A 25,382-nucleotide genomic window follows, 5' to 3' on the forward strand; every position below is an offset into this window, starting at 1 on the left:
CCGTTTCTGGGGCCTGCCGGTAATTCTTCTCGTATTGTCGCGTCGAGGCGCTCCTGAAAGACAGTTCACGGCAGTTCCGCGAACCGTTGGATATGCTATTGGCCGGCCGGCACTGTTATGGTGGTTTCTCTAAGAATGCCGCCGCTGTCGACACTGCCTTTGGTGACGGTGTCCTGGCCGGACATTTGCATCATGCAATCCTGCTGCTGTTGGCCGCTAGGCAGGGACTTGCAGCGATTGCTTGCGTCCTGCTGGTAATTTTCGTTGCCCATAACCAGGCGATTGCGCAAGGCCTCTTCGCGCGCGGCACCGGCTTCCCTGAGGCAGGTGGCCCGGCCTTGGGTGGACTGGCCGCTATTGCAATGTGCGACATCGGCCCGGTATTGCGCCTGAATGTCGGCACTGGATTTATTGCCCGCCGCCAGAGCAACTGATGAAAACAACCCTGCTGTCATCGCACACGCAGCCAGGGTTTGACAGGTAAATTTCGTTAAACGAAAAGTCATGGTTTCACCTTTTAAGTGTTGTAGAAGCTGAATGGTACTAGCTGGTCTAGTATAAAGCCATTTGTTGCGCATGGCTTAATGGATTGTCTAGCCAGGGTAGAAACATTTGTCGGGACGGGGGGCTGCGCATTCCCGCCGAAAGCCGGAAATCTGGCCGGCGCGCCGCAGGCAGGCCGGATTCGTCGGGCCAATGCCGGTATTCGAGATTGGGTCTTGTGATGGAGCTTATGCGATTATTCCGATGCCATGGTTATCGACATCCTGGTTTCTATAGTTCTATTTATAGAACAATGTGTGGGGATTTTGCCATCTATTCAAGAAGTCGTTCTATTCTTATGATGGATGTATCGAGACAGGCCTTTTATGGTTAAGGCGTCGAACTGGAGAGCAGATATGAAAAAAGTGTCAGGTATTTACGGTAATCCCCGTTCGCACTGGGTGGGTGATGGTTTTCCCGTGCGCACGCTTTTTGCCTATGACTCGCTGGGAAAGCAGGCCAGCCCGTTTCTCATGCTGGATTATGCCGGGCCGGCCGAGTTTGCTCCGGCCGCTGCACCTCGTGGCGTGGGGCAACATCCCCATCGCGGTTTCGAGACAGTCACCATTGTCTACAAGGGCGAGGTTGAGCACCGCGATTCAACAGGCAATGGCGGCGTGATCGGCCCGGGCGACGTGCAATGGATGACGGCGGCGTCCGGCATTCTTCATGAGGAGTTTCACTCCACAGAGTTCACTCGCAAGGGCGGAACGCTGGAAATGGTGCAGTTGTGGGTCAATCTGCCTGCGAAAGACAAAATGGCGGCTCCGGGCTACCAGGGAATACTTGATCGCGATATTCCGCTAGTGAATTTGCCCGAAGGCGCGGGAACCGTGCGCGTAATCGCCGGCGACTATCAGGGTAGCAAAGGGCCGGCGCACACTTTCACGCCAATGAATGTCTGGGATATGCGTTTGCTTGAAGGGCGCAGCGTTACGCTGAATGTGCCGGACGGCCATGTTGCGGCTGTGGTCGTGCTGCACGGTACCGTGCAGGTCAATGGCAAGCATGTGGCCCGCGAGGCGCAGATGGTGTTGTTCGATCGTGCCGGCGCCGAGTTGTCGATTGAGGCCAACAGCGACGCCTGCATGCTGTTGCTCAGCGGCGAACCGATAGACGAGCCCATTTTTGGCCATGGCCCATTTGTCATGAATACGCGCGATGAAATCGTTCAGGCGATCGAGGATTTCAATAGCGGGCGTTTTGGCCAGATGGCGGCCTGAACAGGTATTTGCTTTGTGTGAATCGAACGCCCTCGACCTTCCGGGGGGGGCGTTCGACAGCGCGCGGCGCGGACTGATCAGCGTGTTACCAGGAAGTCGATCACGATTTCGCCCGGCTCGCGCGACACATAGCTGATCTGTACCTTGTCGCCGAAATGGCTTTCAATCTGCGACAGCAGCGGCAGTGGGTTGTGGTCGTTGCAAAAACGCATGGTTTCACCCGGGCCCAAGGCCGATAGGGCGCCGAAAATTGCGGCATGACGAAATCGCTTGGCAACGCCGCGCGCGTCAAAGGGGTATAGGTTTTCTGCGAACACGGGAATAGCGGAATCATTTGCCACGATGGATGTCCTTGAACAGGTTGAAAGGCATGAGAGTTTTTATTATAGGTAGCCGAACCCTTGGACGCGGCCTGAACCACATTGTCAATAAGGGTTAGAGGGCTGCTGTGCGGGGCAGTGCGGGAGGCCTATTTCACGGCGCCGACGGTAAATCCTGCGACGAAACGGTCCACGAAGAAGTTATACAGTACGGCAATAGGTATGCTGACGATCAGGCACGCTCCCATAAGCGATCCCCAGAAATAGACATCACCGCGCACCAGAAAAGTGGGCACACCCACGCTGACCGTGTAATTGGACGAGCTGGTTATGAAGGTCAGCGCGTAGATGAATTCCTGCATGACCAGGGTGAGGGTGAAAATCACCACCGTCAATATCCCTGCCGACGATAGCGGCACCACAACTTTCAGGAACGCGCCAAAACGGCTCAGGCCATCCATCATGGCGGCCTCTTCGATGTCGTGCGGAACCGCCTTGAAAAATCCCATCATCAGCCAGGTGCAGAAAGGCACTGTGAAGCTGGGGTAGACCAGAACCAGCGACCAGAGCGAATCCTGCAGGCCAAGCGCTCCGACGATGCGCGAAAATGGAATGAACAGTATGGTGGGCGGTATCAGGTAGGTCAGGAAAATGCCGATGGCCATTTGCCTGCCCCAGCGTCCGGACAGGCGTGCCAGGCTGTAGCCCGCGGGCACCGCCAGCACCAGGGTAATGATCACTACCAGAACGCCGACCAGCAGGGTGTTGAGTATCCAGCGCACGTATTGCGTGTCGAACAGCAGCACTCGCAGATTGTCCAGGGTCGGAGCGCTATTGAAGATGAACGGGTTGTTGGCCGTATTGACCAGGTCCAGCGTGCTTTTGAATGTGGTGATCAACATCCAGTAGAAGGGAAATGCGGTAAACGCCACAAAGGCGGCAATGATGCCGAAATGGCCTGCTCGGGCACCCCAGCGTTTTGCGTGGATCACAGTCATGGCCATATCAACTTACCTCGGTGCGGCGCGCTATGGTCAGCAACAGCACGACGACGGCCACCAGCAAAGGAAAGAGGAACAGCGATATGGCCGCGCCTTCGGCCAGGTCGCCGCCCTGTATTCCGCTGAAAAAGGCCAGGCTGGCCAGGACCTGGGTGGTGTCGTAGGGGCCGCCGCGGGTCAGGACATAAATGATGATCATGTCGGTAAATGTGAATACGATCCCGAACAGCAGGGCCACCAGCATGACGGGCATGACCAGCGGGATGTTGATGCGAAACAGATGCCGCCAGAAGCCTGCCCCGTCCATGGCTGCGGCATCGTGTATATCTTGAGGAATGCCGCTCAGGCCGGCCAGAATAATCACAGTCGCAAGAGGCAGCAGGCGCCAGACATCCACCATGACGATCGAGATCATGGCCAGGTCTGGCTGGCCCAGCCAGATGGGCCACGCGTTCGGACTCAGCAGGCCGGTCATTTGCAGAGTCCGGTTGATGACGCTGTAGACCGGGTCGAAGATCCAGAGCCATCCGATGGTTCCCAGCGAAATCGGAGCCACCCAGGGAAGCAGGATCAACAGCCTCACCAGCCATTTGCCGCGAAAGTCGCGGTACAAGGCCATGGCCAGAATCTTGGCCAGGATCACGACCAGCAATTGCGAGGCCAGGGTGAATACCAGCGTGTTGCGCATCGAGCGCCAGAAGGTGTCGCTGTCCATGACGCGCCGGAAGTTTTCCAGGCCGACAAAATGCAGCGCGTGGGTGCCGACTGTGGCGTCCGACAGGCTGTAGTAAATCGACAGCAGGAATGGGAAACCGACCAGCAGCGTAATGTAGACGATTGCAGGAGCAAGCATGCAGCGGCCCAGCCATTTGTCGTCTTCGAGCAGATGGCGTTTTATGCGCGGCGCGGGCATGGCGTGGGCCTGGTTCATGCCGGATTTTCTCCCAGGTTCAGTCCCGATTTCGGGTCGAACCATCGCAGGTCCCGGCGGCGCACGGCGAATGTGTAGCGCGCGCCAGCCTCGACCGAGGTCTCGACTGTGCAGGGGATGCGTGAAATGACTTTGACCTGGGGCAGAGGCGAATCCAGTACGCCGTAGACCAAACGGTCCGAGCCCAGGTTTTCTATGCGGGTGACATGCAATGGAAACGTGTTTGTGGCTGCGTCGACCGGGTAGGCCTCGCGTGGCAGGAAGTGTTCAGGACGAAAGCCGGTCGTCGGCTTGTCGGCTTCGGTTATCAGGTTCATGGGCGGCGAGCCGATAAAGGTCGCGACAAAGGTGTTGGCGGGATGTTCGTAGACATCATGCGGAGAGCCGAGCTGGAGAATGCGGCCATGATCCAGAATGGCAATGCGGTCGCCCAGGCCCAGCGCTTCCGTCTGGTCGTGAGTGACATAGATGGTGGTCGTTTTCAGCCTGCGTTGAAACTGCTGCAGTTCGTCGCGCGCCGAGATCCGTAATTTCGCGTCCAGATTGGACAGGGGTTCATCCAGCAGAAAGACCACGGGTTCGCGTACCACCGCGCGCGCCAGCGCGACCCGCTGGCGTTCTCCGCCGGATAATTGACGCGGTTTGCGCAAGAGCAAGTGGCTGATGCCGAACATGCTTGCCGCCTGTTCGACTTTGCCGTTGATGGTGTCGCGTGGCGCACCTTGTGCCTGCAGGGGAAAGGCGATATTGCGGTACACGGTAAGGTGCGGGTACAGTGCATAGCTTTGAAATACCATGGCCATGTTGCGGGCTCTGGGCGGCAAGTCGGTGACATTGCATTCATTGACCAGAATATCGCCGGACGTGGGGGTCTCCAGCCCGGCGATCATGCGCAGCAGCGTCGTTTTTCCCGATCCCGACGGCCCCAGCAGCACCAGGAATTCGGCTTCGCGTACCGCAAGGTCAATGCTGTCGACGGCATTGCCGCCATCGAAGCGTTTGGAGAGCGAGCGGGTTTCTACAGTGGCCATTATTCTTGGTTCTCGCGTAGGCGTTCAGGCTTGAGCTAAAGCCTTGGCCCCATCGGCGCGCTTGCTCACACCATGCCGCGCTCGTGCCATTTGGCGAATATGCGCTTGCAGCTTGCTTCGGCCTGCTTCAAGGCATTCTCGGGTGTTTCGTTCCCGGTGGCCGCCTTTGCGAACATGGTATTGAGCACCCAGGTATTGAAAATCTCGTCCGTAGCCGCATTGGCATATCCCGGATAACCTACATTGGTGGCCTGATGCATCAGTGTGCCCAGTATTTTGTATTTGTCGTGGGGTTGGGCTTTGGGGTCGTCGGCAATCAGTTTTTCGAGATCCGGCACGGTACTGGGAAAACTGGGAAAATTGTAAAACTGGCTTCCTAGAAAGCCTTGCCGGAAATTGTCGATGTAGTCCACCAGAAATTTCTTGGCCCCGTCGATATTCTCGGCGAATTTCCAGATCACATAGCAATCCATGACGTGTTCCATGCCGATACGCCGTCCCGGGCCTTGCAGGGCTTGCGTCAGCTGGATTTTCGGCGTGATCGGGATGTTCTTGTTTTCACCTTCCCGGGTTACCGAAATAGCGTTGAGGCAGAGCGAGATTTTGCCAGCCAGCATGGCGCGGTTGTTGGAAGAGGCATCCCAGGCCAGGACCTGGGCGGTCATCGTGTCGTGATACAAGGCCTTGACGAACTTGATCGCTTCCAGGGTCTGCTTGGAGTTCAGTATCACCGTGCCATGTTCATCCTGTACGGATCCGCCGAAGGCGAACAGCACAGTGCGCATTGCCATCGCGGTATCGAGCTCGGCCGATAGGCCGATTCCAACGGGGATATTGTGCTTCTGCTTGATCTTGCGTCCGGCGGTCAATACATCATCCCAGCTGTTCGGGGCTGCCATGCCGACATCGTCCCACAGGTCCTTGCGGTAATTGACCGGGTCGGGTACGAAACTGTCGGAAAAAGCAAAATATTTTTTGGTCTTCGGGTTGTAGGTGCTCTTGACGGCCAGGTCCACCGGTTTGCCGTGTTTGCGTTCGCATTCCTCGTAGATTTCCCGATGATCGATGACCTGGTCTTCATAGACAGGCGGTGGCGACAGGAACATGAACAGGTCATGCCCTTTTTGCGCCGACACTTCCGCCGCTGCGCGGGTGCTCAATGCCGGGATGCCAACGTGATCCACAATGACACTGGTATCGTTTTTTTGACCCCACTCCTTCACGTAGGTGTTGTCGAACCACTGATCGTAAGCGGGCACGAAGTGATTCCACTGAAGTATTTTCAGGCTGCGGTTTGCCGCATAAGTCTTGTTGATGAAAAAGAAGGGACCGATGCTGGTAGCCAATCCGGCCGCGCCCACGGCCTGGAGAATGTGTCGCCTATGCAAATTGGTCCGGACAGGCTGGGCAGAGGTATTCTGTCGTGTACAGCCTTTTTGTGTATCGTTAGCCATGGCTGTCTCCTAAGTAAAGAGATGCAGGCTTCGTCATGAGGGGAGCGGCGATGGCCCGCTTTCTTTATGTTAAAACTTTTACTTACACAAAGTAAATAAAAAGTAAATAGAAAATTCTATTTATTTCGTTATGAATCGTATCTGTTTTATATGAGATTGCTGGCAAGCGGCGGATTTGTCGAACCATCGCGGCAGCAGTCTCCGAAATTTTTCTTGATCGGCATAGCGCCAGGAGGGCATGGTGGGTATTGAATCAGTCAAGGCATTGGTTTTCGATACATTTGGCACGGTAGTGGATTGGCGCGCATCCATTGCCCGCGAAATGGCCGAATTCGGTGCGGCGAAGGGTATCCAGGCCGATTGGCTGGCCTTTGCCGACGCCTGGCGCGCGGGGTATGTGCCGGCCATGGATGGTGTGCGCAGCGGCAGGCGGGTTTGGGCAAATATCGATGTCCTGCACCGTGAGCGCTTGAATGAATTGCTTGGAGATTTTGGGCTTTCGGGCCTGTCCGAAACCGAAATACAGCATGTAAATAAAGTATGGCATCGGTTGAACCCCTGGCCGGACAGCGTGCCGGGGCTTACGCGCCTGAAGCGGCGTTATATTATCTCCACTTTTTCCAACGGCAGCGTTGCATGCCTGGTCGGTATGGCCAAACATGGCGAAATCCCCTGGGATGCCGTTTTTTCCGCCGATGTGGTGCGGCATTTCAAGCCTGATCCTGAAATCTATCTGGGCGTGCAAGCCTTTTTCGACCTGCGGCCGCACGAAGTCATGCTTGTGGCGGCCCATAACAACGACCTGCGGCATGGCCGCCTGCACGGCATGCGTACCGCCTACATCAACCGGCCAACGGAATATGGCCCGGATCAGAAAAAAGATCTGAATGCCGAAGAGGACTGGGACCTAGCCGTGGGCGGCATAGACCAGCTTGCGGATATATTGCTGGCAGGCGGCCATTGAGCAAGTAAAAAAACGGCACAGCGGCTTTAACTTGCCTGCATTATCAAAAAGCCGGGAGTGGTGCGGATCGTTGCCGCTTTGTCATGCGGCAACGATCCGAGGCTCGCCTGCGGCCATTGAGCCGATCACGGTCGCACGTTCAAAACCGTCGTTGTGGAATATATCCAGCACGTGGTTCACGGCCGAAGGTGTGCACGAAACCAGCAAGCCTCCCGAAGTTTGGGGGTCGGCCAGCAAGGTGCGGGCAGTGGCCGGCAGGCTCTTGTCCAGTTCGACGTCGCTGCCGTAGGATGCCCAATTGCGGCCTGACGCGCCGGTATATATATCGGCATCGACAAACTCACGCACGCCATCGAGCCAGGGCAGGTCGGCATAGCGAATGTGTGCCGTCAAGCCTGCGCCGCGGCACAGCTCCAGCAAGTGGCCCAGCAGCCCGAAGCCGGTGACGTCCGTCATGGCATGCACATCGGGCAGGGCGGCAAGCGGCGTGCCGGGCCGGTTCAATTGTGTGGTGGCGGCAATCATGGCTTCGTAGCCGGCCTTGCCGAGAAGATTTTTCTTCAGTGCCGCCGACAGTACGCCTACACCCAGGGGTTTGCCAAGTACCAGCACGTCGCCCGGACGAGCGCCGGTATTGCGGACGATCCGTTGCGGGTGCACCAGGCCGAGCGCGGCCAGCCCGTATATCGGTTCGACCGAATCTATCGAATGCCCGCCGGCTATCGGAATGCCCGCACTGGCGCAGATTGCCGAACCGCCTTCCAGTATGCGGGCTATCGTGTCGTGAGGCAGTACATTGATGGGCATGCCCACCAGGGCCAATGCAAGTATGGGTTTGCCGCCCATGGCATAGATGTCCGAGAGTGCGTTGGCGGCGGCAATCCGGCCGAAATCATAAGGATCGTCGACGATGGGCATGAAAAAATCGGTCGTTGCCACGATAGCCTGCTCGTCATTGAGACGATACACCGCCGCGTCGTCCGAGCTTTCCGTGCCTACCAGCAAATCGGGAAATCCCCGCAGGGCCGGCATGTTCTTGAGCAAGTCGGCCAGTACGCCCGGCGCAATCTTGCAGCCGCAGCCGCCTCCGTGAGACAGTTCGGTCAGGCGGGGGGGAATAGAGGTCGTGGTCATGGTGTGAGCTTTCCGCATGCAGCATCCGCGGGCGCGCAAGGCGCATCGCCCGCGTGGGCTGCCGTAATTTGTTGAAGTAGCAGCCGGGCCTGTGGCAGGCCGTCGACTCCATTGGGCCTGAAGATGAAAGGCAGCGCGCGGCTGATTTCCTGAAAATGCGCATGGCTGCTGCGCGCATAAGCGGGGTCGTAGTGCTGTTCCACCAGTTCGCCGAACAATTGCGCACGGGCGCCGCTGTCGATCAACTGATGCCAGTGCTGGATAGTCTGCTTGCTGTGCAGGCCGGCAAGCCGGTCCAGCAGTTGTTTGAAGTGTTCCGGCTCGTCGAACAGATGCGAGTAGTCCTGCAGCAGGAAGGTGATGCGGTCTTCAATGGATGCTTCGACTTCGATGCAGGCGCCGCGATGGATGGCGTCGAGCAGCGGCCGGGGCACGCTGATTACGCCGATACGGGAGCTTTCCGCTTCCACGAATACCGGCCGTGCGGGGTCGAAATGACTGAGGGCGGATGTCAAATCCGACTCGAAACGTTTTTGCGATGGCTGCTTGTGGCCTGGCAGCGCGCCCAGCAGCGAGCCGCGATGGCGAGACAGATGCTCCAGATCCAGCACTTGTTCGCCTGCCTGACCCAGCGCTTGCAGCAAGCGGGTCTTGCCCGTGCCGGTGTGTCCTGTAAGGACGCGGTACTGAAAGCGGGCCGGCAGGCTTTCCAGCGAATCGAGGACCCAGCGGCGATAGGTTTTATAGCCACCTTCGAGTTGCCGTGCCTGCCAGCCTATCATGTTGAACCAGGTCGTCATGGAACCGGAACGCTTGCCGCCGCGCCAGCAGTAGATCAGCGGACGCCACTGGCGCGGTTTGTCGGCAAACAGCGTTTCCAGATGGTGGCCTATATTTTTGGCGACCAGGGCGGCGCCCAGCCGCGTGGCTTCGAAGGGCGACACCTGCCGGTACATGGTGCCGATGACGACCCGCTCCTCGTTGCTCAATACCGGCGCGTTGATTGCGCCGGGTATGTGGTCGTCGGCATATTCCAGCGGTGTCCGGACATCGACGATTTCGTCGAAATCGGCGAGCCGGGACAGCGGGGCGAGCAGGGTTTTCAATTTGAAACTGCAAAGAAGGGGGCTTTGATGCCTTCGTCGGCGAACGTACGCCGGACTGACGGCCTGGCCGCAATCCGTTCCAGGTATTCGCCCAGGCGAGGGCGCTTGACTGCCGGATGGGACATTCCCCTGGTCCAGCGGCAGAGCATCATGAGGTAAATATCCGCTAGGCTGTAATTGTTTCCGGCGAGATAGTCGCGATTTTGCGAGGCCAGTTCGGCCTCGATGATGTCCAGCATTTGGCCGACCCTGGTTTCGGCATGCTGCTTGACCTGGGCTGCGCCCGCCGCATCATCGATCAGCCGCTCCGGATAGAAATAGCTGATCAATTCGGCCTGCAGGGTGGTGGCGAGATACATCAGCCACTTATAACATTCCGAGCGCTGCGCGCTGCCGGGCGGCGGCATCAGTTTTGCCTGCGGGTGATGGTCGGCCAGGTGCAAACAAATGGCGGCCGTCTCGTAAAGCACCAAATCGCCATCGATCAGCACAGGGATGCGCCCGCTTGGGTTGAGCTTCAGGTATTCCGGGCTTTTGTGCTGATTGTTGGCACGGTCGACAAACAGCAGCTCGTAGGGAGCACCGATTTCTTCAAGCACTACATGGGGCGCCAGGCTGGCGTTTCCCGGATGGTAATAAAGCTGATACATGTGTCGGGTCTTTGTTCTCGTGTCGATGGGGCGTGTCGTGCCTGGCGGATCTGCTTATAGCGCTTTCCGGTATATAACGAATCCGGGTTTTTCGGCAAGCGCATCATACAGCTTCATTGCCCTTGCATTGGTTTCGTGCGTCTGCCAGTACACGCGCGTCGATCCCGCCGCTTTTGCGCGATCGTAGACCGCGTTGATCAATGCTCGCCCGATTCCTTTGCCTCGCGCGCCTTCGGCCGTGAATAAATCCTGCAGATAGCACGTTGGTTCTATTGTGATCGTATTTCGATGGAACAGATAATGAACCAGGCCAAGCAGCGAGCCGTTGCATTCCGCGACCAGTGCGTGCATGGGCTCGTAGGCGTCGAAAAAGCGCGACCAGGTCATTCGGCTGACATGCGCGGCCAGAGCGGTGGGGCCGGCGCGTCCGTAGAATGCGTTATAGCCGTCCCAGAGTTCCGACCAGGCGGGGAAATCGGATGCGAGGACGGGCCGGACATGAATCGTGTCTGACATGGTGCTTACTCCCAATGTTGAATCCGGGCCCGGCGCGGGCAAGCGGGATACTGCAAGTGTCTGGCTTCACGCAAGGGATAGGTGCCGGACATGTGCGGTCCTCAGGTCCGGGCGGTAGTTTGCAATGTGGCGCTTGCAACGGCGGCGGCGATAAGCAGGGTTCCGCTGGTTTTGTTGATGGCGCTGATCGTTTTGGCGTTGTGCATGAAGCGGCGCGCGCGCGTGGCGATGAATGTGTAGGTGATCAACGAGCAGAAGGCCAGTGTCAGGAATGTCGCTTCGGTGATCAGCAGTTGTGGCAGAAAGGCGCTGCGGTGGTCGAAAAACTGGGGCAGGAAGGCGATGAAGAAAGTGACGGACTTCGGGTTCAGTGCCGTTACTATCCATCCGTGGCCGAACATTCTGGCGCTAGAGCTTGCTTCGGTGCAGGGCCGGGCCTCGAGTGTGCCGCTGGCCTTCCAGAGTTTGAGTCCCAGCCAGGCCAGGTATGCGGCACCGGTCCATTTCAGAACGGTGAACAGAGTCGCGGAGGCCGCGAGCAAGGCTCCCACGCCAAGCAGCGACAAGGTCATGGCGGTTACGTCGCCCAGCAGGATGCCCGCAACCAGAGGCAGCACTGGCCGCCATCCCTGGCCGAGCGCGTACGAAACCATCAGCAGTACGGTGGGCCCCGGGATAAAGAGCAGGACGGCGGAGGTGGCCGCCAGTGCCAGCCAGGTTTCCAGAATCATGCTTGCGCCACCTGGCCGCGAAGTAAAAATTCCATCAGGGCTTTTTGCACATGCAAGCGGTTTTCGGCTTCGTCCCAAACCACGCTTTGAGGCCCGTCGATGACGTCGCCCGTTACTTCTTCGCCGCGGTGGGCCGGCAGGCAGTGCATGAAGACGGCTTGCGGGTCGGCCTGGGACATCATGTCGGCATCGACACACCAGTCGGCGAAGGCGAGGCGGCGTTCTTCGTTCTCGTTTTCGTAGCCCATGCTGGTCCACACGTCGGTGGTGACCAAGTGCGCGCCACGGCAGGCTTCCATAGGGTCGTTGAATTCACGCAGTATGGCATCGGATGGCTGCCCTATGCGTTCGGGATCCAGCCGATAGCCGCTGGGGGCCGAGACATGCAGGCGAAAGCCGAGTATTTCGGCGGCCTGCAGCCACGTGTAGGCCATATTGTTGGCGTCGCCGATCCAGGCCACGACCTTGTTTTCGATCGAGCCCTGGTGTTCGATAAAGGTAAAAATATCGGCCAGGATCTGGCAGGGATGGTATTCGTTGGTCAGGCCGTTGATGACGGGCACGCGGGAATGAGATGCAAAGCGTTCGATGCGGGTTTGTTCGAAGGTGCGGATCATGATCAGATCGACCATGCGTGAAATAACCCTTGCGGTGTCCTCGATAGGCTCGGCGCGCCCTAGTTGCGAGTCGCCGGTGGTCAGGTGTATGACTGAGCCTCCCAGTTGGTACATGCCGGCTTCGAAGGAGACGCGCGTGCGGGTGCTGGCCTTTTCAAACACCATGGCCAGATTCCGGTCGTGCAGAGTATGGTGCGGCTCGTATCGTTTGAATTTGTCTTTGATGAGGCGGGCGCGATTCAGCACGTAGTGAATTTCATCTTTGGAAAGATCGCGAAATTGCAGAAAATGTCTGAGAGGACCTGTTTGTGGTGTAACGAAAGACATGTTGAACCCTGGGAGAAAAAACCTATGCCGGCGTTCCATGCGGGAATGCCCATAAAAGTTTATCGTCGGAAAGTATCAATCATATACAATCCGCAGCGCAGGGGAAATTCGGTACGCTTAAATTGGGTACAATCCGTCCGCGGAAGTCTATGACAGCTATTGTGCAACAATTCATTATTCACGGCATTACTCTGACTGGTCAATCTTTTCGTCCCAGCGACTGGGCCGAACGCTTGGCCGGCGTGTTGTCGCAGTTTCGCCCGGCCGGCTGCGTGGGGGGGCACCTGACTTATTCGCCCTACGCCTTGCCGACATTGATCGACGGCGTGCGCTGTGTGGTGGTCGATCTGCGCCTGCGCGAACTCGAGCCCCTGGCGTGGAAATTCGCCTGCGAATTTGCGCAGGATAACCAGTTGCAGACCAGCGAAAAACAGATCCAGGAGCCTCCTTCGGCGCAATAGGGGCGCGGCTCGCGGCAAGACATGCCGCCTGGCCGGACTATCCGTTGCGCGGCCGTCGCCTCCAGGGCAGAACATTCAAGGCAAAAAAAAGACGCCGGAGCGTCTTTTTTTCTGTCGAGCGGAAACTCGGCCAGTATGCTTTGCTTTTTAAACCGGAAACCGATCAGGCCAGCGCTTTAACAGCGGCTGCAAGCCGGCTCTTGTGGCGAGCAGCCTTGTTTTTGTGAATGATGTTCTTGTCGGCAATGCGATCGATAACGCTGCTGGCTTTCTGGAAAACCTCGCCGGCAACGGCTTTGTCGCCCGCGGCAATGGCTTGACGCACACGCTTGATCGAGGTGCGCAGCATGGAACGCAGGCTGGCGTTGTGTTTGTTGCGCTCAACCGATTGGCGGGCACGCTTACGAGCTTGGGCAGTATTGGCCATATTGTTACTTACTTAAATATTGGTTTAATTCAGCAAAGACAGCTATTATATATGAGCAGGCTTTTTATGTAAAGCAGCACATAAGCACAGGCTACCGATGCCGCCGTGTAAAATCGCGCGGTCGAAAGCCGCATGCCAGCAAGGTTCCAAAATATAGCAGGCCGCTGCCGAGCAAGACCCCGGCCAGCCAGAGTACCCTGCGCCCCGGGTGGGGGGCCAGGGCGACCCAGTCGATGCTGTGATTGACGACGAGCAGACCCGCAGTCAGGGCGGCCAGGGCTGGAATTATTCTCAGCGCAAAACGGCCCCAGCCCCTGCCGGGCTGATACACCTTGCGACGATGCAAAATGACGAGCAGGCACAGGGCGTTGACGGTGGCTCCCAGGCCTATCGACAGGGCCAGCCCGGCATGCGCCAGCCGCGGTACAAAAATCAGGTTGAAAATCTGGGTCAGGACCAGTACGAATACGGCAATCTTGACGGGGGTGCGTATGTCTTGCTTGGCGTAAAAACCCGGGGCCAGGATCTTGATTGACAGCAGTCCGATCAGGCCCACGGAGTAGGCCATGACGGCCATGCGTGTTTGCAGGACGTCGTGGCCGTTGAAGGCCCCGTAATTGAACAGGGTGGCAACCAGTCCATCGGAAAGCAGCGCCATGCCCAGGGCCGCAGGCAGGCCCAGCAGCAATACCAGGCGCAAGCCCCAGTCGAGCAGGGCGCTATAGCCCAGATGATCCTGCCGGGCATGGGCTGCCGACAAACTGGGCAGCAGGACCGTGCCCAGGGCCACGCCCAGCAGCGCCGTTGGAAATTCCATCAGGCGATCGGCAAACGATAACCAGGTAACGCTTCCCGGCGTGAGCCAGGTGGCGATATTGGTATTGATCAACAGGGAAACCTGCGCCACCGAGACGCCGAGGACAGCGGGCAGCATTTGCCGCATGATGCGCTTGACCACAGGGTCCCGCCAGGCTTGCCGTACCCTGGGTGTATAGCGCGGCAACAGGCCTAGCCTGGCCAGGGCCACCCATTGCACGAGCAATTGGGCCAGGCCGCCGATCATGACTCCGGCGGCCAGGGCATAGATGGGGATGTCGAAGTATGGGGTCAAAAACAGGCTGGCCCCTATCATCGCGAAGTTCAGCAGGACCGGCGTAAACGCGGGTACGGCAAAACGGCTCCAGGTGTTGAGCACGCCCGAGGCGAACGCCACCAGCGACATGCACACAATGTAGGGGAACATCAGCCGGGTCATCCAGACCGCGGCCTGAAATTCGGTTTGCCGCGCCGCGCCGCGCATGCCGCTGGCCATGGCACTGACAACCCAGGGGGCGCCAACTATACCGAGCAGGGTAACCGCCATCAGCGCAACGGTGAGCAGCAAGGCGACACGATCAAGCAGAACGCGTACCTGTTCGTGCGAGTTTTTGTTGCGTGCCTGGCCGAGGATGGGGACAAAGGCCTGCGAGAACGCTCCTTCGGCGAAGAGGCGTCGCAGCAGATTGGGAATGCGAAACGCGACCCAGAAGGCGTCGGTGAGCGGGCCGGCCCCGAAAGCACTGGCGATCAATACATCACGGATCAGGCCGGTGATCCGTGAAAACAGGGTAAAGCTGCTAACTGTGGCGGCTGACCGGAGCAGGCTCATGAAAAGATGGCCCGATTATTTGGGGGCCATGCGAATCGCGCCATCGAGACGGATTGTCTCTCCGTTGAGCATATCGTTGGTGATGATGCTGTTGACCAGCTTGGCGTAATCTTCGGGCCGGCCCAAACGGGCGGGGAAAGGGATGCTGGCGGCCAGCGAGTCCTGGACTTCCTGAGGCATGCCGAAAATCATGGGGGTACCGAAAATACCCGGTGCGATGGTGCAGCATCGTATGCCCGCCTTGGACAGGTCGCGAGCGACCGGCAAGGTCATCCCCACGACTCCGGCCTTGGACGCGGCATAGGCAGCCTGGCCTATTTGCCCGTCGTAGGCCGCGACCGAGGCGGTATTGATCAGCACGCCACGCTCGCCGGTGGGTTCGGGCGTGTTCTCGCTCATGGCGGCGGCGGCCAGGCGCGACATATTGAACGTGCCGACAAGATTGATCATGACCACTTTTTGAAACAGATCGAGAGGGTGCGGGCCATTTTTACCGACTATGCGCGAGGCCGGGGCGACGCCCGCGCAATTGATCAGGCCAAAAATGGAGCCGAGCTTTTGGGCCGCGGCAATGGCGGCCTGCCCATCGGCTTCCTGGGTAACATCGCAGTGTACGTAGACCTGACCCAGTTCAGCGGCAAGTTTTTGGCCCGCCTCGTCTTGCAAGTCGGCCAGCACGACGCGGGCGCCTTCGGCCACCAGCATCCGGGCGGTGCCGGCGCCCAGCCCGGATGCTCCGCCCGTTACGATGAATACTTTATTTTTGATTTCCATGAGTCCGTCTCTGTTTTTGTGTCTGTGGTCTGTCTGCGGTTGCCAGGCTCGCTAGGCGATGGGTTGTGGTTGCGACTGCAGGGCCTCGAAGACCCGCGCCCTGATTTCGTCGACGCTGCCCAAGCCAGAAATTTGCCGGAATGCGGGCGCCGCGGCCGCACCGCTGCGGGCCCAGGAAGAGTAGTACTCGACCAGAGGCCGTGTCTGTTCGCGATAAACAGCGAGACGATGACGCACGGTTTCTTCGCGATCATCGTCGCGCTGCACCAGCGGTTCGCCGCTTATGTCGTCGATTCCCGGCGTCTTGGGCGGGTTGAAAAGGATGTGATAGCTGCGTCCGCTGGCCGGGTGTACGCGTCGCCCGCTCATGCGTTCGATGATATTTTCTTCGGGAACCACCATTTCGACAACGTAGTCGAGCGCAACATGCGCTTCTTTGAGCGCGTCGGCCTGTGGAATGGTACGGGGAAATCCATCGAACAGATAACCGGGTTCGCAATCCGCTTGCTGCAGGCGATCCCGCACCAGGCCTATGATGATCTTGTCCGATACCAGGCCGCCGGTGTCCATGATTTTCTTGGCTTCAAGGCCCAAGGGGGTCTGCGCCTTGACGGCGGCACGCAGCATATCGCCGGTCGAAATTTGGGGGATTCCGAATTTTTGGGTGATAAACGCTGCCTGGGTGCCTTTTCCGGCGCCGGGGGGACCGAGTAGAATCAGTCGCATGAATTCCTCTCCTGGAGTTTTTTAACTTTTTCCGATTATGCCGCAACGCAGCAATTTCTGCATGGGGCGGGAACGATTACATTTTCAAATTGATCGTGCACGTGTACGCGAAACACGGACGGTACACAAGCGGCGGGACGTGAAGCCCACCAAGTGCGCGGTTAATTTAGAAATGGAATTGGAAGACGATTTATAACCGATTTACAAAAGCCTGGCGTACCCGGATCAAGTCGCTTTCAGTGTCGACCCCGGCTGCGGGATGTTCGTGAGTGATGTATACCGCGATCGAATAGCCGTTTTCCATGGCGCGAAGCTGCTCGAGCGATTCGAAGCGCTCAAGTTGCCCAATCGGCAAGGAGGGAAATTTTTCAAGAAAGCCTACCCGGTAGGCATACAGGCCGATATGGTGCAGCGCTGGAATATCCGCAGCCAGCCTCTGCTGGCCATCGGCCAATGCGTCGCGTGCCCAGGGTATCGGGGCGCGCGAAAAATACAAGGCGTGCTGGCGCTGGTCGCATACCACCTTGACGACGTTGGGGTTGAACAGCGTATCGGCCTGGGTAATCGGACTGGCGCAGGTGGCGATGGCGGCGTCATGGTCCTGTGCGAGCAGAGCCGCGACCGCATTGATTTGCATCGGATCGACAAGGGGTTCGTCGCCCTGGACATTGACCACTATGGTGTCGCCCGCCAAGCTTAAACGGCTGGCGACTTCGGCCAGCCTGTCGGTGCCGGTGGGGTGATCGGACCGGGTAAGCAGCGCTTCGAAACCGTGGGCCTGGACTACGGCCTGAATATGGCCATCATCGGTGGCGACGATGACCCGGTCGGCCAGCGAACGCGCTGCCTGTTCGGCGGTACGCACCACCATGGGTTTGCCCGCGATATCCAGCAAGGGTTTGCCGGGCAGCCGGGTTGACGCCGAGCGAGCGGGAATAATGGCAATGAAGCTCACGCTGCGCTCGCGCCGGATGGGCTGGCATGCAGGTCGCGGGCCTCGTTTTCGAGCATGACAGGAATGCCGTCGCGTATCGGGAAGGCCAGCTTATCGGCGGAACAAATCAGTTCCTGGTGTTCACGTTCATAGTGCAGGGGCCCTTTGCAAAGAGGGCAAACCAGAATTTCAAGCAGGCGGGATTCCATGGCAGACTCCTGGCAATAATAGGTTCAAGCCCTGAAGTGTAATTCGCCCCGCGGGTTTTTAGAAATCACTGGAGCCGTCCTGCGATGTCAAGCCCGTTTCGCCAGGCGCGGATTATTCCACGCCGCAGGGCTGGCGGGACTTTGCCTCGGCAATCAGGCTGAGTTTCCTGTGCAATTCGTCGAGCCAGTCCGATTCGGAAAATTGCGGAAGGACATCGACAGCCCACAGGCGTTCGTCTTGAAAATGCATGCACTTTACCGCGTCCTTGGCCGTGATCAGGATCAGATCCGTATCGAGTTGCTCGAAGGGAGAGCGCGTGTAGGGATCGTGATCCGGCATGGCTACCGTTTTATCGAGATCGAGGCCGCATTCTTGCAGCATGGCAAAAAAGCGCGCAGGGTGGCCGATGCCCGCCATCGCCCCAAGAGAAGCATGGCGATAGCGCTCACGCCAATCGTTCCACGCGAGCTTTTCGCCCGAGATCAGATGGCGCACGCTATCCGGGTGCAGTCGCATTGTCAGTTGGCGGGTGGCTATGGCAAGCGGCGCTGGGACATCTTGGCCCGCGGTCAGGTTGGTAATCAGGTAATCGACGCTGGCCAGGCGGCTGGCAGGCTCGCGCAGGGGGCCGGCGGGCAGCATCCGGCCGTTGCCCAGGCCGCGTGCGTCCTGTACGACGATTTCAATGTCTCGCGCCAGAGCCAGGTGTTGCAGGCCATCGTCGGCGATAATGAGATTTACATCGGGATAGTGCTGTTCCAGCGCATGCAGCGCCAAGGCTCGCACGGAGTGCACGGCAACGGGCACATTGCCGTTTGCCGCAATCAGCGACGGTTCGTCGCCGAATTCACGCGGGTCGAGTTGCCCGTGGCCTGTTCTGGCCTCATTCCCGGCATGGCCGCCGTAGCCTCGGCTGATGATTCCCGGCCGCCATCCACGAGCCTGCAGCGCGTGAATCAGGGCCAGCACGACTGGAGTCTTGCCGGTTCCCCCGACGTAGAGATTGCCGACGACAATCACGGGGTGGGGCGATGAGGCGCCGCGTCGGGTGCCTTGCCTATAGCGTTGCTGTTTGCGCTTGACGTAATGACCGGCCAGCCAGGACAGGGGCAGCAGCAGCGTGCTGGCGATCCCTTTGCTGCGCCAGAGCCCCTGCAAGGCCTGTGTAAGGAAAAGCGGCGGTCTCAAGGGGAACTGCGGGTTGCAAAGTTAACCCGGCTGATATGCGCCAGCTGCGCGGCTTCCATGACGCGCACCACCGACTCGTGCGTGCTTTGCGCATCGGCGTTGATTACCAGTACCGGGTCGTTTTTGTTGCGCGCTGCCGAAACCAGTGCCTGGACGATATCTTCGGTGTTTTGGCCGGACAGCAATTGCCCGTCGAGGGCATAGATGCCTTCCTGGCTGATGGCGATATTGATGGCCGTTGTGTCCACCGCTTCGGCTTGTGCCTGTGGAAGCGAGATCTTGAGCTGGCTTAGTCGCGTAAACGAGGTCGTGGCGGTCAAAAATATCAGAATGACCAGCAGTACGTCGATCAGGGGAATCAGATTGATTTCCGGCTCGTCGCTGGACGGATATGGGCGGAAATTCATCGCGAGGCCTCCGGGCCGGCTTGTGTTTTCTTTGCCAGCATGCGATTTAACGCACTGGCTTCGCGTTCCATCTGATGCAGGCAGTGCTCGACCTTCGAGCGGAAGTAGCGGTGAAAGATCAAGGCGGGAATGGCAATGATGATACCAAACCCGGTGTTATACAAGGCCATCGAAATACCTCGGGCCAGTTGGGCCGGATCGCCGCCGGTCGGGCTGTATGACGCGAAAATCTCGATCATGCCGACCACGGTGCCAAACAAGCCCATCAATGGGGCTATCACGGCGATCGTCGCCAGGGCGGGCAAGTAGCGATTCAGGCGGTGCGCCACATCTTTGCCGACCTCTTCGATGGCGGCAGTGCGATACGCCTCGTCGTCGTTGCGGTTCAGGAGTGCTTCGGCCAGTACCCGGCCCAGAGGCGAACTGGCGGCCAGCTTCGTGATGGCCTCCGGTGTGTCGTTGCGTTGCCGGATCAACTCAAGGACCTGGGCCGCAAGCCGCGGCGGTAGAATCAGCTTCGTGCGCAGGGACAGGAAACGTTCGATAATCAATGCCAGGCCTAGCACCGATGTAGCAATGAGCAGCCATATCGGCCAGCCCGCTTCATGAATGATTTCGAGCAAAATGCGTCTCCGCCAGAGTGAAACAGTGATGAACAAGCTGGTATTTTAAGGGCAAGTGTTCTACTTGCCAGATAAACCGGAAGCCACCGGGTACGGTGTTCCTGTTGTGTATCCCGGTTAATGGGAGTTCCGTTCCGGTATTTGGCCGGCTTCGGGACATACGGAATTTAAACAGCGCTTGTAGCTTGCCTTGGCGCTTACGACGGGCTGAAGACGCGCATGTAGATTAAAAAGCGTGAGGCAAATTGGCTTGAGGCCTTGGTTTCCCGAGAGTATCCACAGAATCTGTGGATAATTATGTGTAAAACTTTCGGCTAAGGCGCTATTCATTGGGTCTAGAGGTCGATTGGTCAATTTGAGGTCAATGTTAGAAATTCTCGTATATTTATATATATCAATTACTTACAAGATTAATTTAAAGAATGATTGTATCTTTGGATCAAATTGGATTGATATTTCAGTAGTTTGACAAAACATGTTTCCCTGTGGACAGCAATTCAAAGAAAGTTGCCTGTTTGCCGGAATTTCGCAGTAAATCGAACATCATTTTTTTAAAAATCAGCCTCCAGCCATGTATACAGATAATCCGGTTTTAGCTCGCGATCCCATCCTGTCGGTGTCCCAACTCAACCAGCAGGTCGGGCAGTTGCTCGCCGGGCATTTTTCGCAAATATGGGTAAGGGGGGAGATATCGAACTTTACCCAGGCGGCGTCGGGGCATTGGTACTTTACGATCAAGGATGAGCGATCCGCCGTACGGGCTGTCATGTTTCGTGGCCGGGCCCAGAGTGTGGGTTTTGTGCCAAAGGCCGGGGAACGATTCGAATTTCGCGCCAGCGTGACTTTGTACGAGGCCCGCGGCGACTATCAGTTGCAGGTCGAAGCGCTGAGGCGCGCCGGCCGGGGCGACCTGCATGAAGCTTTTTTAATGCTCAAGGACAAGCTGGCGGCCGAAGGCCTGTTCGATGCGGATCGCAAGCGTCCGATCAAAACCATGCCTCGCGCAATCGGCGTGGTCACCTCGCTGGCCGCGGCAGCCTTGCACGACGTCCTGTCGGCCATGGCGCGCCGCGCGCCGCACGTTCAGGTTATTGTCTATCCGGCGCCGGTGCAGGGCCAGGATGCCGCCGGGAAACTCAGGCAGTCGCTGAGCGTCGCCTGTGAGCGTAATGAAGTCGACACGCTGCTTTTGGTGCGGGGAGGGGGCAGCCTCGAGGACCTCTGGAGCTTCAACGATGAGGCGCTGGCCCGCCTGATTGCGTCCAGCCCCATTCCCGTGATCAGCGGCGTTGGCCACGAAACCGATTTTACGATTGCCGATTTTGTGGCCGATTTGCGTGCGCCCACCCCCACGGCCGCGGCCGAGCTTTGCTGCCAGGCTCGCCAGGAGTGCCTGGCCCAGGTCCGGTCGGCGCTGGCGACGCTGACGGCACAGCAGCATCGCTTGCTGGAGCGTGCCGCCTTGCGGCTGGATCGGGCGGTGGCCATGCTGGCCTCGCCGCAGCAGCGCCTGGCGCAGCAGGGTGAGCGTTTGCAGGTTTTGATGAATCGTTTGGTGCGCGTGGCCACCGGTTTGTCCGAACGCCCCGCGGCGCGTCTGGGTCAGTTGCAAGGCCGCCTGGCTCACGCCGAACCCGACGTCGTTCGCCGACGGCATGATCTGGGCCAGTACGCCTCGCGCCTGTCGCGTTCCGGGCAAGGCATGCTGGTGCGGCAACAGGCGCGATTGGCGGCGGCCGCTCAAACCCTCGAAGCCTTGAATCCCAGAAAAATACTTGGCCGCGGCTACGCCATCGTGCGCAACCAGCAGGGTGCGTTGGTAAAAGATGCAAGTGCCTTGAGCCCCGGCGAGCATCTGCAGCTGGAATTGAGTCAAGGCGGAGCGGAGGTTGCGGTTCTGCAGGCACATGGACTAATCTAACTTTTTGCGGCCCTATATACTTATTCGGGATTCGTCACGATTTATTCTCTCGTTCCCGATACAATGAACGAGCTAACTTTGTTTTTTTGAAGGAAATTGAATATGGCACACACGCTTCCCCCTCTTCCTTATGCGCTGGACGCCCTGGCTCCGCATATTTCGAAAGAAACCCTCGAATTTCATTACGGCAAGCACCACCAGTCGTATGTCACCAATCTGAATAACCTGATCGCCGGAACCGAATTCGAATCGGCATCGCTCGAAGATACCGTGAAAAAGGCGTCGGGCGGTGTATTCAATAATGCGGCGCAAATCTGGAACCATACGTTCTACTGGAACAGCTTGTCGCCCAATGGCGGCGGCGAACCGGCCGGCAAGCTGTTGGACGCGATCAATGCCAAATGGGGCAGCGCAGCCGCCTTCAAAGAGGCTTTCAGCAAATCGGCCGCGGGCAACTTTGGTTCAGGCTGGACCTGGCTGGTCAAAAAGGCAGATGGCTCGCTCGATATCGTTAACACCAGCAACGCCGCAACGCCCCTCACCACAGCCGATGTTCCGCTGCTGACCTGTGACGTCTGGGAGCACGCGTACTACATCGATTACCGCAATGCCCGCCCCAAGTACCTGGAAAATTTCTGGAACCTGGTCAATTGGAAGTTTGCCGCAACCAATCTCGGCTAATCGCTTCCAGACAATTTATCGGATCAGACCCTCGCTTGCCGAGGGTTTTTATATGTTTGCCATGAGCATTCTCTTTCCTTTGCGGCAAGCCTATTCGAGCCTGCGCCAGGCCGCCCGGCGCAAGACCCGCCAGTTGCGGCGCCTGTCGCGCAAAACCTTGCAGCTCACCCTGCTGCTGGGCGGCTCCGCTCTGGTTGCCCTGGTCTCTCTGGGTTTTGCCAGGCTGGCAGACCTGGCTTTGCATCTGAACGGAAGTTGGACGGCCAGATGGCCCTGGCTGGGGTGGATACTATTGCCCTTTGGCATGGCATTGATCCGTTGGCTGACCATGCGTTTCGCTCCTAACTCGGCCGGCAGCGGAATTCCCCAGGTAATTGCTTCGCTTTCCCTGCCGCCGAGTCCCGGACGACGGCAATTGACGTCGCTGGCGCAGGCCGTATGGAAGATTCCACTGACGTTTGCCGGCCTGATGTTCGGAGCCTCGATCGGCCGGGAAGGGCCTTCGGTGCAGGTAGGGGCGGCCGTCATGCTGGCCTGGGGCAGTTTCTGGCAAAGAATGGGAGTTCCGCTCAAGGGGTTTCAAGTCAATGAGTTGATTGCCGCGGGAGCGGCAGGGGGCTTGGCGGCGGCGTTCAATGCGCCATTGGCGGGCGTGATCTTCGCCATTGAAGAATTGGGCAGGGGCACGGCCCTGCGCTGGCACCGGCTGGTCCTGATCGGGGTGCTGGCGTCGGGTTTCCTGGTCGTGGCGCTGGTGGGCAACAACCCTTATTTCGGCACGTTCTCCGGCCACGCCCTGAACAAGAACATGCTGCTCTGGACCCTGACTTGCGGCTTGGCCTGCGGAATTCTGGGAGGCCTGTTTTCCCAACTGCTGGGCAAAGGGCCTGCGTCGTTCGCGCCAGCCCGCTGGCGCAACTGGATTCGGCGCCATCCGGTTTGCCTGGCGTTCATCATGGGACTGGCGGTGGCGGTGCTCGGTTTACTGACTCATAATTCGGTCTACGGAACAGGATACGCACATGCCTCGGAGGCATTGGCCGGGCATCCGCCCGAGGTCCCAGGCTTTGGGGTAGGCAAACTGCTGGCCACTGTTGCTTCTTATTGGGCTGGAATCCCCGGCGGGATTTTTACCCCGGCCCTGACGGCGGGAGCGGGCATAGGCGCTCAATTGGGCGAGCTTGCGGGCGCGGCGGTCGATCCGCGCGTACTGGTGCTTATATCGATGGCTGCCTTTTTGGCCGCCGCCACGCAGGCTCCCCTGACAGCCAGCGTGGTGGTCATGGAAATGACGGGCAGCCAGCCTATGCTGTTCTGGCTGCTCGTAGGCTCCTTGTTTGCGTCCATTGTGTCGCGGCAGTTCGGCCCGCATGCGTTTTACCACAATGCCGCCGGCCGTTATCGGCATCGCGCTCACGAGTACAACCAATCCATGAAGGCGCCGGCATCGAATACCCCCGCAGTGCGAACCGGGGCGGCGACTGACCGTAGCGTGGACGAGCTCCGGGCTGATTCCGGAAAACCGGGCTGAATGCGATAAGATAAGCGTTGAAGTCTGCCATGCAGTCTGGCTTGCCAGACTCCCACCTATCTTGAAGCCCAGGTTTTTTTATGACAACTCAAGCATTTATTTGCGACGCTACTCGCACTCCCTTTGGCCGCTATGGCGGCGCTCTGGCTCCGGTTCGCACCGATGACTTGGCCGCGGCGCCGCTCAAGGCCCTGGTCCAGCGCAATCCCGGCGTCGATTGGGCTCGTCTCGACGACGCTCTGTTCGGCTGTGCCAACCAGGCGGGCGAAGATAACCGTAATGTGGCTCGCATGGCCACCCTGCTGGCTGGCTTGCCGGTCGATGTTCCCGGCGGCACGATCAATCGCCTGTGCGGCTCAGGCCTCGATGCGCTGGGCACAGCCGCTCGCGCCATACGTGCCGGCGACGCGCAGTTCATATTGGCCGGCGGCGTCGAAAGCATGAGCCGGGCACCGTTTGTCATGGGCAAGGCCGAGTCGGCTTTTTCGCGCAGCGCCGCCATTTACGACACCACTATAGGCTGGCGTTTTGTAAACAAGCTGCTCAAAGCCCAATATGGCATCGATTCCATGCCGGAAACAGCCGAGAACGTTGCCGTCCAATTCAAGGTGTCCCGCGAAGACCAGGATCTTTTCGCTTTGGCCAGCCAGACCAAAACAGCGGCGGCTCAAAAGGCGGGCGTGTTTGCCTCCGAGATCACGCCGGTCGTGATTCCCCAGAAAAAGGGCGATCCTGTGGTGGTCGATACCGACGAGCATCCCCGCCAAACCACGCTCGAAGCCTTGGCTCGCCTCAAGCCCATCGTACGTCCCGATGGCACCATCACGGCTGGCAATGCTTCGGGCGTCAACGACGGCGCGTGCGCCTTGCTGGTGGCTTCCGAGGCGATGGCCAAGGCGCAGGGGCTGGTGCCGCGCGCGCGGGTGGTTGCCATGGCAACGGCCGGCGTCGAGCCGCGCATCATGGGTATAGGGCCGGCCCCCGCTACGCAGAAAGTGCTGGCGCTTGCGGGCCTGACAATAGATCAAATGGATGTGATCGAGCTGAATGAAGCTTTTGCCGCTCAGGGGCTTGCCGTCATGCGCCTGCTTGGCATTGCCGACAACGACCCGCGCGTCAATCCCGGCGGCGGCGCCATTGCCTTGGGCCACCCATTGGGGGCCAGCGGCGCACGGCTGGCTATTACCGCGGTCAATCAATTGCATCGGACCGGCGGCCGCTATGCGCTGTGCACCATGTGCATAGGGGTGGGTCAGGGCATCGCCGTGGTGCTGGAGCGGGTTTAATTTCCCTGCCGAAGTTT

At 58.7% G+C, this 25,382-nt stretch carries 28 protein-coding genes; 7 read left to right on the top strand and 21 right to left on the bottom strand.

Annotated features, from left to right (window positions below; genetic code table 11):
- Positions 1-95: 95 nt before the first annotated feature.
- On the bottom strand, positions 96-506 hold the full coding sequence (locus tag ACYVIS_RS09320) for a hypothetical protein (RefSeq protein ID WP_370635926.1): 411 nt from the start codon (positions 504-506) through the stop codon (positions 96-98).
- 393 nt (positions 507-899) lie between these two features.
- Between ACYVIS_RS09320 and ACYVIS_RS09325 the strand changes: the two genes are divergently transcribed.
- Positions 900-1,766, top strand: coding sequence for a pirin family protein (locus tag ACYVIS_RS09325; protein ID WP_232742824.1), 867 nt, complete (start codon positions 900-902; stop codon positions 1,764-1,766).
- A 77-nt stretch (positions 1,767-1,843) separates the two neighbouring features.
- Here ACYVIS_RS09325 and ACYVIS_RS09330 read toward each other — a convergent pair whose 3' ends face one another.
- The 5 genes from ACYVIS_RS09330 to ACYVIS_RS09350 form a co-directional block, all read right to left on the bottom strand.
- The gene (locus ACYVIS_RS09330) at positions 1,844-2,107 is read right to left on the bottom strand and encodes a DUF2249 domain-containing protein (protein WP_232742825.1); all 264 of its coding nucleotides are present in this window, start codon (positions 2,105-2,107) and stop codon (positions 1,844-1,846) included.
- A 128-nt stretch (positions 2,108-2,235) separates the two neighbouring features.
- Positions 2,236-3,084 carry a carbohydrate ABC transporter permease gene (locus ACYVIS_RS09335; protein ID WP_232742826.1) on the bottom strand — a complete coding sequence of 283 codons (849 nt, stop codon included), beginning with the start codon at positions 3,082-3,084 and terminating at the stop codon, positions 2,236-2,238.
- Between the two features lie 7 nt (positions 3,085-3,091).
- Entirely contained in the window at positions 3,092-4,018 is a 927-nt protein-coding gene (locus ACYVIS_RS09340) for a carbohydrate ABC transporter permease (RefSeq protein ID WP_232742827.1), read from the bottom strand.
- Positions 4,015-5,049 carry an ABC transporter ATP-binding protein gene (locus ACYVIS_RS09345; RefSeq protein ID WP_232742828.1) on the bottom strand — a complete coding sequence of 345 codons (1,035 nt, stop codon included), beginning with the start codon at positions 5,047-5,049 and terminating at the stop codon, positions 4,015-4,017. Before ACYVIS_RS09345 ends, ACYVIS_RS09340 begins: the two co-directional genes overlap by 4 nt.
- 65 nt (positions 5,050-5,114) lie before the next feature.
- The gene (locus tag ACYVIS_RS09350; protein ID WP_232742829.1) at positions 5,115-6,503 is read right to left on the bottom strand and encodes an ABC transporter substrate-binding protein; all 1,389 of its coding nucleotides are present in this window, start codon (positions 6,501-6,503) and stop codon (positions 5,115-5,117) included.
- 238 nt (positions 6,504-6,741) lie between these two features.
- Between ACYVIS_RS09350 and ACYVIS_RS09355 the strand changes: the two genes are divergently transcribed.
- The gene (locus ACYVIS_RS09355) at positions 6,742-7,467 is read left to right on the top strand and encodes a haloacid dehalogenase type II (RefSeq protein ID WP_232742830.1); all 726 of its coding nucleotides are present in this window, start codon (positions 6,742-6,744) and stop codon (positions 7,465-7,467) included.
- Between the two features lie 81 nt (positions 7,468-7,548).
- Here the strand turns inward: ACYVIS_RS09355 and selD are convergent, their stop codons facing one another.
- From selD to argF, 6 genes are all read right to left on the bottom strand, one after another.
- Complete coding sequence (selD, locus tag ACYVIS_RS09360) at positions 7,549-8,601, bottom strand: selenide, water dikinase SelD (RefSeq protein ID WP_460873833.1); 1,053 nt, start codon at positions 8,599-8,601, stop codon at positions 7,549-7,551.
- Positions 8,598-9,707, bottom strand: coding sequence for a tRNA 2-selenouridine(34) synthase MnmH (gene mnmH / locus ACYVIS_RS09365; RefSeq protein ID WP_460873834.1), 1,110 nt, complete (start codon positions 9,705-9,707; stop codon positions 8,598-8,600). Before mnmH ends, selD begins: the two co-directional genes overlap by 4 nt.
- The gene (locus ACYVIS_RS09370; protein ID WP_232742833.1) at positions 9,704-10,357 is read right to left on the bottom strand and encodes a glutathione S-transferase family protein; all 654 of its coding nucleotides are present in this window, start codon (positions 10,355-10,357) and stop codon (positions 9,704-9,706) included. Before ACYVIS_RS09370 ends, mnmH begins: the two co-directional genes overlap by 4 nt.
- Positions 10,358-10,411: 54 nt before the next feature.
- A complete protein-coding gene (locus ACYVIS_RS09375) occupies positions 10,412-10,873 on the bottom strand; it encodes a GNAT family N-acetyltransferase (protein WP_232742834.1) in 462 nt (153 codons plus the stop codon).
- A gap of 101 nt (positions 10,874-10,974) precedes the next feature.
- Positions 10,975-11,604, bottom strand: a complete 630-nt coding sequence (locus ACYVIS_RS09380) for a LysE family translocator (protein WP_232742835.1) — start codon at positions 11,602-11,604, stop codon at positions 10,975-10,977.
- Positions 11,601-12,548 carry an ornithine carbamoyltransferase gene (gene argF, locus ACYVIS_RS09385; protein ID WP_232742836.1) on the bottom strand — a complete coding sequence of 316 codons (948 nt, stop codon included), beginning with the start codon at positions 12,546-12,548 and terminating at the stop codon, positions 11,601-11,603. The genes ACYVIS_RS09380 and argF overlap by 4 nt, the downstream gene beginning before the upstream one ends.
- Before the next feature lie 149 nt (positions 12,549-12,697).
- Between argF and ACYVIS_RS09390 the strand changes: the two genes are divergently transcribed.
- Positions 12,698-13,009 (top strand): DUF3579 domain-containing protein, encoded by a 312-nt coding sequence (locus ACYVIS_RS09390; RefSeq protein WP_460873835.1) that lies wholly within the window; start codon positions 12,698-12,700, stop codon positions 13,007-13,009.
- Between the two features lie 163 nt (positions 13,010-13,172).
- Here ACYVIS_RS09390 and rpsT read toward each other — a convergent pair whose 3' ends face one another.
- The 9 genes from rpsT to ACYVIS_RS09435 all read right to left on the bottom strand — a co-directional run bounded on the left by rpsT (position 13,173) and on the right by ACYVIS_RS09435 (position 19,946).
- The gene (gene rpsT / locus ACYVIS_RS09395; protein WP_232742838.1) at positions 13,173-13,436 is read right to left on the bottom strand and encodes a 30S ribosomal protein S20; all 264 of its coding nucleotides are present in this window, start codon (positions 13,434-13,436) and stop codon (positions 13,173-13,175) included.
- 91 nt (positions 13,437-13,527) lie between these two features.
- A complete protein-coding gene (murJ, locus tag ACYVIS_RS09400) occupies positions 13,528-15,084 on the bottom strand; it encodes a murein biosynthesis integral membrane protein MurJ (protein WP_232742839.1) in 1,557 nt (518 codons plus the stop codon).
- A gap of 15 nt (positions 15,085-15,099) precedes the next feature.
- A complete protein-coding gene (locus ACYVIS_RS09405; protein WP_232742840.1) occupies positions 15,100-15,858 on the bottom strand; it encodes a 3-hydroxyacyl-CoA dehydrogenase in 759 nt (252 codons plus the stop codon).
- 51 nt (positions 15,859-15,909) lie between these two features.
- Complete coding sequence (gene adk, locus ACYVIS_RS09410) at positions 15,910-16,584, bottom strand: adenylate kinase (protein WP_460873836.1); 675 nt, start codon at positions 16,582-16,584, stop codon at positions 15,910-15,912.
- A 190-nt stretch (positions 16,585-16,774) separates the two neighbouring features.
- A complete protein-coding gene (gene kdsB, locus ACYVIS_RS09415) occupies positions 16,775-17,539 on the bottom strand; it encodes a 3-deoxy-manno-octulosonate cytidylyltransferase (protein ID WP_232742842.1) in 765 nt (254 codons plus the stop codon).
- Entirely contained in the window at positions 17,536-17,727 is a 192-nt protein-coding gene (locus ACYVIS_RS09420; protein ID WP_232742843.1) for a Trm112 family protein, read from the bottom strand. Before ACYVIS_RS09420 ends, kdsB begins: the two co-directional genes overlap by 4 nt.
- A gap of 112 nt (positions 17,728-17,839) precedes the next feature.
- Positions 17,840-18,916 carry a tetraacyldisaccharide 4'-kinase gene (gene lpxK / locus ACYVIS_RS09425; RefSeq protein ID WP_460873837.1) on the bottom strand — a complete coding sequence of 359 codons (1,077 nt, stop codon included), beginning with the start codon at positions 18,914-18,916 and terminating at the stop codon, positions 17,840-17,842.
- Positions 18,913-19,323: an ExbD/TolR family protein gene (locus ACYVIS_RS09430; protein ID WP_232742845.1), complete on the bottom strand. Its 411-nt coding sequence runs from the start codon at positions 19,321-19,323 to the stop codon at positions 18,913-18,915. Before ACYVIS_RS09430 ends, lpxK begins: the two co-directional genes overlap by 4 nt.
- Positions 19,320-19,946 (bottom strand): MotA/TolQ/ExbB proton channel family protein, encoded by a 627-nt coding sequence (locus ACYVIS_RS09435; RefSeq protein WP_232742846.1) that lies wholly within the window; start codon positions 19,944-19,946, stop codon positions 19,320-19,322. The genes ACYVIS_RS09430 and ACYVIS_RS09435 overlap by 4 nt, the downstream gene beginning before the upstream one ends.
- Before the next feature lie 571 nt (positions 19,947-20,517).
- Between ACYVIS_RS09435 and xseA the strand changes: the two genes are divergently transcribed.
- The 4 genes from xseA to pcaF all read left to right on the top strand — a co-directional run bounded on the left by xseA (position 20,518) and on the right by pcaF (position 25,365).
- Positions 20,518-21,867, top strand: coding sequence for an exodeoxyribonuclease VII large subunit (gene xseA / locus ACYVIS_RS09440; RefSeq protein WP_232742847.1), 1,350 nt, complete (start codon positions 20,518-20,520; stop codon positions 21,865-21,867).
- A gap of 102 nt (positions 21,868-21,969) precedes the next feature.
- Entirely contained in the window at positions 21,970-22,548 is a 579-nt protein-coding gene (gene sodB, locus ACYVIS_RS09445; RefSeq protein ID WP_232742848.1) for a superoxide dismutase, read from the top strand.
- Positions 22,549-22,609: 61 nt separating this feature from the next.
- Positions 22,610-24,079 carry a chloride channel protein gene (locus ACYVIS_RS09450; protein WP_460873838.1) on the top strand — a complete coding sequence of 490 codons (1,470 nt, stop codon included), beginning with the start codon at positions 22,610-22,612 and terminating at the stop codon, positions 24,077-24,079.
- Positions 24,080-24,159: 80 nt separating this feature from the next.
- Positions 24,160-25,365 carry a 3-oxoadipyl-CoA thiolase gene (gene pcaF / locus ACYVIS_RS09455; protein WP_232742850.1) on the top strand — a complete coding sequence of 402 codons (1,206 nt, stop codon included), beginning with the start codon at positions 24,160-24,162 and terminating at the stop codon, positions 25,363-25,365.
- Positions 25,366-25,382 lie beyond the last annotated feature (17 nt).

The sequence above is a fragment of the Paralcaligenes ginsengisoli genome (assembly GCF_054781135.1).